Source organism: Sodalinema sp. (assembly GCF_046483825.1).
Taxonomy (GTDB): domain Bacteria; phylum Cyanobacteriota; class Cyanobacteriia; order Cyanobacteriales; family Geitlerinemataceae; genus Sodalinema.
In genome coordinates, this window is record NZ_JAWOCL010000043.1 from 1 (window position 1) to 6,837 (window position 6,837).

Consider the following 6,837-nt stretch of genomic DNA (forward strand, 5'->3'; position numbering starts at 1 on the left):
TTCGGTTCGAGGTTCGCTTTGAGAGCTGAGTTTCAAGAAGCGCAAGATTAAACTGACCCCGGTTGTTAGGAAAGCCAGATGTCTAATGGAAGACCAATCAGCCGCTGACTGATCTCGGTTGGGTGCTGGTTGCGCTTGTGAGTGCAGTGGTTCATCGGTGACGATCCTCGAATAGGGCAGGTTGATGCAAAATGACCTCTGGTGATGGATAAAAAGTTAGCCAAAAGTGAGCCGCTAACTCCCACAAGTTTTAGGCTGACGTTGACCGAGATGATCTCGATCGTCGCACCGGGCGGCTCAACGGTTGCGACAGAGCCTAATCCCCTGATGTAATGGGAGTTCTAGGCAAAACATCCATCTAAAAAAATGCGATGTACTCATTATAAGCTCATTTTTGGCTCTGTCAAGATTCGAGCATCCGCCGGGCTAGAGTGAGCCAAAAATGAGTCGTCAGGGGTTGATTGATTCGCAAGGAGAGCGAGAACTGTGGCAGCAACACTCAAGGCGTCGATGCAGGGGCTTCGACAGGTTGATTACGCGCGACGTTACAAGGGTTGGCTCAAATCATCATCAGAATGGTGTGAGGCCGCCTCAACCTCGGCGGCCACCCTGAAACGGTTTTGGCGTCGCCTCCCGGTGCGATCGCAGACCTTTATCGCCATCTGCGAGGCGGTGGAAGTACCATGGCAAGAAGTGGTGGTGGCCCCGTTGTCCGACTCTAGCCAAGACTCTAGCCAAGACTCGGGCCAAGACTCGGGCCAAGACTCTAGCCAAGACTCGGGCCAAGAGGGTGCGATCGCCCATCCCGAGACTCTCTCATCAGGCATCTCATCGGCCAATCCGGCCTCAGGGACCTTGGATTTCTTCGCCTACGATGAGGCCTGGGTCGGACGCGACGCATTATTGGCTCAGTTAAGTGAGCAGTTGCAGCAGTCTTGTCGTCTCCTGGTGTTATTGGGAATTACCGGCATCGGTAAAACGGCACTGGGGGAGCGAATTGCCATCTGCTTATACCCACAATGGACTGGCCCCGAGTGGCAGAACCTACTCCGGGAAAACCTCGACAACGATCGCCAACCCAACGACTTTATCAGTGTCGCCAGTCGCTGGTGGGAACAGTGGGGATCTCCCATCGAGGGGCCTAAGGATGGCCAAGTCTTAGTCGATCGCACGGCCAACTATCTCCTCAACCGGCCCCTGTTGCTGATGATTGACTCGTTGGAGATGATGTTACAGGGGAACGAGGACGATGGCTGGAGTGACTTCCGAGATCCTCTCTGGGCGGACTTTTTTGAGGCTCTGTTGGCGGCCCCCGTCTGTCAGAGTCGGATTATCCTCACCTCCCAAGACTTCCCCGGCCAGCTCCCGGCACGCTACAGCAATTTCTGGACTTGTGAGTTTCTTGGAGGACTCAATGAGTCGGAACAGTTGGCGTTATTTGCCAAGGCCCATCTCAACCTAACCCGAGACTGTCAAAGCTATCTCAAGCGCATTGGAACCGCCTATGAAGGGCATCCCCTGGCGTTGCGGGTGATAGCCGGCGAGATATCGAATGCGCCGTTTTCGGGCAATGTGCGGGCCTATTGGCATAAATATGGTCAGGACATTGAGGAGGTTGAAACGGCGATCGCCCAGGCTAAAATGGGACAGACGGCCTCGGCTGAGGATCGCTGGCAACTCCACGAATGCACCCGCCTGTTACGCATGAAAGTTCGCGATCGCCTCGAACAAACCTTTTTGCGGCTCAAACGGGAGGCCCCGGCCGCTTATCTCTTGTTATGTGAGGCCTCCGTCTATCGTTGCCCGGTGGCTGAGTCGTTCTGGCTTTCTCATCTTGAGGATTGGGACTATCTAGAAAGTGATCGACAGTTGGCCCTCGATGTACTGCGCGATCGCTATTTAGTCGAGGAGGTGACTGAGGGCGATCGCTTGCTGTTACGTCAACATAACCTCATTCGTAGTGTTGCCCTGAGTCATTTACAAGCCCTAGATTTAGAGGATGGAGAACTTCCCAGCGGATTCAGCCATTAATGCACCCGTTGAGACACCGATGGATGACAAGTCAATGGTGTCCCCATCGGTGTCTCGGCAGCGACTGTTGAAACGCTTGCAGCTCAATCCGGCTACATTACGACGTATTTCTCCTCGCAGTCGCCGCAGTCAATATCGGGCCGCCCTCAACTGGCTGATCCATTATGAACCGCCGTTAGACGCTTCTAATCTTGATCATGTCCGTGGCTATCTTGAGGCCTTTCGCCATTTAACGGAAGTTGAAGATTGGCAACGGTGTCAGGAATTGCTTTTATTGCCCCTCGATCGCCTAACAGCAGAACCGCTCCATAAGCAACTAGAGATTTGGGGCTATTATCGGGAACAGATGGAAATGTATGAATCGTTGTTGGGTAAGGGAGATGATCCGCTTAATCTTGTCTGTCTCGAAGGGTTGGGAAAAGCCTACTCCTGTCTGGGCAATTATCGTGAGGCGATCGCCTGTCATGAACAACATTTAAGCATCGCTGACAGGCTAGGGGATCGGCAAAATCAAGCAATTGCGTTAGGGAATATTGGCTTAGAGTATTACTATTTAGGGGAGTATGAGCAGGCGATTTCCTATTTTCAAAATGGTCTGAAATTGGCTCAAATTCTCGGCGATCGCTCTGGAATTGGGCAAGCGTTGGGCAATTTAGGCCTGGCGTTACATGGCTTAGGGGATTATCAGGCGGCGATCGCCTATCATCAACAGGATTTAGCCATCGCTCAAGAATTAGGCGATCGCCGAGGAATTGGCCAGGCTTTAGGTAATTTGGGGTTTGCGTATTATGCACTTGGGGATTATTCTCAGGCCCTCGGTTGTGAGGAGAAATATCTGGATATTTCCCGTAAGATGGAGTTTCGGGAGGGGGAGGCGATCGCCCTGTCGAATATGGGAGAAACCTATCTCTGTTTGGGCCGTTATCCCGAAGCCACGGAAAGTTTACAACGCGCCTTAGAGATTACCCGTGAGATTGGCGATCGTCATGGGGAAGCTGAAGGCTTAAAAAACTTAGCTGAACTGCATCAACATCTCGATCATCGCGAACGGGCCATCGGCTATTGTCAACAAGCATTAAGTATTGCTAAAAGTCTCGGGATTCCTCTCGTTCACGACTGTGAAGAACTCCTAGCCAGCCTCACCGGTGAATCGACGTGAACGTCAATTAATCAACATCTTAATCAAGATTAGGATGGCGATCGCTATCCACCAGTCGTTTCGCGATTTCCACCTTCGCCATCAAAATTTCAGGAGTATCCTCATGTTCAACCGCCGTATTCAAAATATCCATCGCAATTCCCACATCATTGATCCGATTCAGGGAATTAGAATAGCGAGAGGCTTCTCGAACCGTTGAGCGATAGACAATCATAAAGGTTGCGCCAATAAAGTTGGTTAAAATCCCGGCGATTACCCCAATTGTCGCCACATCACTATTAGGGTTGACCACTGATGTCGCTGTAGCCGACTCCTGAGACGGTTCCACCTCGCCACGTTCAGCAACTTCTGTGTCTGGCGATCTGTTGGGAGACTCCGCCGGGTTTAAATCATAGAGTGTGATCGCCAACGAGGCTAAAATCAACAAAAATCCTAAAATCATCACCACAACACTGGTCATAAAAATGACCTGAACCTCCATTAAGTTGCGTTGATAATACTTTTCTAAACTCGCATTCGCCATATTCCAGCTAAAGTTACGGATTTTTGACTGCGCTTCCTCAATTTTCTCTTCAGTTTCCTTGATTTTCTGCGCCTGTTCCTCGTTCCAACGGTCTAACCAATAGTAAATTCCCCCAATCAACAAATTGGCAAGACCTAAAATTATCCCAAACGAAAAACTACGTTCTAGGAAACGAATCTGATCGCGAAGGATATTTCTTTGCTCAACTTTATTCTCTAAATTTGACTCTAAATTCTCAAAATCAACTGTATTTCCTAATGAAGCCAGTGTGACATTTTCTAATGAAAAGGTGTTGTCAACGGATGGAAGTTGACGAATTTTAGCCAAACGAGGCTGTAATAACTCAATTTTGCGTTCAATTTGTTGTTGGTAATTAATTTGATAACCTCGTAAACTATTATTTTCCTGTACCAGTCGGCGATTATTGGTTTCAAGTTGAGCGATTTCCTCCTGCAACTGACGAATTTGAGCTTGAACTTGCTGTTGGAACTCCAGTTCTAACTCAAGACGTTCTTCTAAGGCTTCATTATCCGCAGATTCCATTGCTTGAACTTCTGGAAGTTGCTGAACCCTTGAACTATTCAATAATGGAGTCTCAGCAACAGTTAACTCCTCATCTGGATTTTGTGAGGGATTCTCAGCGCGGCGTTCAGCCCGATTTAAGTCATCTAAACTACTTTTTAGAGATAATAAGTTATTGATGGTTTCGACCTCTTCAGCCAACGAGGTTCGCTGTCTAACTAATTCTGGAAGAAGCAATAGCGTTCCTCCCACAATTGCCCCAGACACCAAAAAAATGGCAGCCCAAATTTTCCAGATCCAATTTGCAGCCGAGGGATTAGCCATAGGGTAAATTAGGCGATAAATTAAGCCATAAATTAGGCAATACTGCGGCGTTTTCGAGCTTCCTTGTAGGAGGTTCCCACATTGGTTAATCCGGCTTCAATCATTTGTCGTTCCAGGAGGGCAAAAAAGCGTTGGCGATCGCCCCCTCGAACCACCGCCTGATTATGAGCTTCCGCCAAACTCACCGGGTAGCCATATCCTTTGTACACCTGTCCTAACATAAGGCTTAACGCCGCTTCAAGTTGGTCAGAGTCCTCTGCAACCCAGGCGGGAACGTCAATACGAGCAATTTCTGTCCCCACATGAACATAACAAAAATACACAGTTTGCTGCGGCGGATATAACCCCAACACCGGTAACGACGACTTCCACAAACAACTGCGTTCTCCCGGTTGCAACAATCCCCCCCAAAAACTGGTATCTCGCAACGGTTCCATCACCTGACAGGGGGCGCGTTTCGCCAAAACATCGCCTTCAGTGGGCGCAATATAGGGGCAATACGTCAAACAATTAGGTTGCTCAAACGGACAGGCCTCTAAACGCAAAAAACTCAGGGCTTCACGGCTGCGGGAAGCACTCAGATAGCCCATCAGCGGAACCCCCGCCCGTCGCAATCGTTCCCAAGCATCGAGAATGGGGTTGAGGATGCGATCGCGGGCCTCATCGGGCAAACTATCGAGGAACCAGTAAATCAGAGAACCATCCACCATCGCCAACAGCGGCGTTTCCGGGTGCTGACGGCGTAACTCCACCCCTAACGTAGCCAACTCCTGGGCCTCCGACACCGCCCGCCGATAGCCCATCCATTCCTCCGTCCGAATCCCCCATTGGCGTGACGCATATAAGTCTTCCGGGCGATAGAACACCTCCGGCACACTATCGAGAACCGGGGCGCGATTTTGCCCATAATGCAAGACAACCCGCCCAATGTTGAGGAGATAGCAATAGGCGATTTCATGCTGATTGGGGGCAATTTGCGAGCCATCGGTGGCGATAACCGTATGTTCTGAGGGGGGCCGTTGGAGAAGGATGTGACTCTGGAGGGGTTCAACTGGGGTGGCGGCCGAAAACCAGATGCGATCGCGCCATCGCTCCTGAGCCGCCACCAACGCCTCCTGATGCTCACAGGCCGTCTCAAACAACCCCTGAGCCAATTCGAGCCGTTTCTGAGCCGCGACGGCTTCTTCCCGCAAATGTTCACCAATGCCGGGTAGGAGTTTTGTGACTTGATTGAGATCGAGCATGGGAAGAAGAAGGCAAGAGGCAAGAGGCAAGAGGCAAGAGGGGGGAAAAGGCAATAGTAGAGGTAGGGGGTGTTCCGGCTCCAATCAAGGTTAGGCTTAGACCACTCGGCTAAAACTTGCCGGAACGCACCGCTTCGATAGCAATAGAGAAATTACGTGAAACGATGCAATAGTTTTAACAGTTTTTTCGTGGTATCGGTTAACTGGGTTCGTTTGTAGGCATCCGCCGCCTTGCGGATACATTCAGCTTGAGTGGGATAGGGATGAATCACACTAGAGAGAGTTTTTAACCCCAATCCGCCCACCATCGCCGTGGTGATTTCACTAATCGACTCTCCCGCATGACGCGAGACCATCGTGGCCCCGAGGATTTTGTCCGAGTCTTTCTCATGGAGAACCTTGAGAAAGCCGTCTGTTTCCCCATCGGCGATCGCCCGATCCAAATCCTCAAACCCTATCTTAATCATTTCCGTCTCAATACCTTTCTCTTGTGCCTCTCCCTCATAGAGACCCACATGAGCCACTTCTGGATCAGTATACGTCACCCAGGGCATCACCAAACTGCTCAACTTCGGTCGCCCCAAACCAAACGGGGCAAACAGAGTATTCTGAATCACAATCCGAGCCGCTGCATCCGCCGCATGGGTAAACTTCCAATTCATGCAGATATCCCCCGCCGCATAAATTTGCGGATTCGTGGTTTGTAAATACTCATCCACCTCCACCCCTCGGCGATTGTAAGCCACACCTGCCGCCTCTAAGTTTAAGCTTTCCACATTCGGCGTCCGTCCTGCCCCAATCAGGATCTCATCCACAACCACCTGTTTTTGAGTCCCCTTGTAGTTGAATGTCAGGACTTTCCCTTCTGCTGTCTTCTCGACTCGCTCCGGTTCACAACCGAGAACCAACTCAATCCCTTCCCGGATAAACGTCTGTTGCACAATCTCCGCCGCATCAGCATCTTCCCGATGCAACACATGGGAATGACGATGAATCAGCGTTACCTGAGAACCCAGACGACGAAAAGCTTGAGC

The 6,837-nt window shown here is 50.4% G+C and carries 5 protein-coding genes; 2 read left to right on the top strand and 3 right to left on the bottom strand.

The window, feature by feature from the left end; translation table 11 throughout:
* Window positions 1-486: 486 nt before the first annotated feature.
* Both R6U67_RS02640 and R6U67_RS02645 read left to right on the top strand, forming a co-directional pair.
* Window positions 487-2,031, top strand: a complete 1,545-nt coding sequence (locus tag R6U67_RS02640) for an ATP-binding protein (RefSeq protein ID WP_410251112.1) — start codon at window positions 487-489, stop codon at window positions 2,029-2,031.
* Window positions 2,000-3,190: a tetratricopeptide repeat protein gene (locus R6U67_RS02645; protein ID WP_410251113.1), complete on the top strand. Its 1,191-nt coding sequence runs from the start codon at window positions 2,000-2,002 to the stop codon at window positions 3,188-3,190. The genes R6U67_RS02640 and R6U67_RS02645 overlap by 32 nt, the downstream gene beginning before the upstream one ends.
* A gap of 19 nt (window positions 3,191-3,209) precedes the next feature.
* Here R6U67_RS02645 and R6U67_RS02650 read toward each other — a convergent pair whose 3' ends face one another.
* The 3 genes from R6U67_RS02650 to R6U67_RS02660 all read right to left on the bottom strand — a co-directional run.
* The gene (locus tag R6U67_RS02650) at window positions 3,210-4,559 is read right to left on the bottom strand and encodes a hypothetical protein (protein ID WP_410251114.1); all 1,350 of its coding nucleotides are present in this window, start codon (window positions 4,557-4,559) and stop codon (window positions 3,210-3,212) included.
* A gap of 32 nt (window positions 4,560-4,591) precedes the next feature.
* Window positions 4,592-5,803: a DNA double-strand break repair nuclease NurA gene (locus tag R6U67_RS02655; protein WP_410251115.1), complete on the bottom strand. Its 1,212-nt coding sequence runs from the start codon at window positions 5,801-5,803 to the stop codon at window positions 4,592-4,594.
* Window positions 5,804-5,955: 152 nt separating this feature from the next.
* Window positions 5,956-6,837: FAD-dependent oxidoreductase (locus tag R6U67_RS02660; RefSeq protein WP_410251116.1), on the bottom strand; the 882-nt coding region annotated here is incomplete at its 5' end.

Bases quoted from the DNA above. Each gene is read 5' to 3' on its own strand.
- R6U67_RS02645 (WP_410251113.1), top strand. From the start codon at position 2,000: ATGGAGAACTTCCCAGCGGATTCAGCCATTAATGCACCCGTTGAGACA.
- R6U67_RS02650 (WP_410251114.1), bottom strand. From the start codon at position 4,559: ATGGCTAATCCCTCGGCTGCAAATTGGATCTGGAAAATTTGGGCTGCC.
- R6U67_RS02655 (WP_410251115.1), bottom strand. From the start codon at position 5,803: ATGCTCGATCTCAATCAAGTCACAAAACTCCTACCCGGCATTGGTGAA.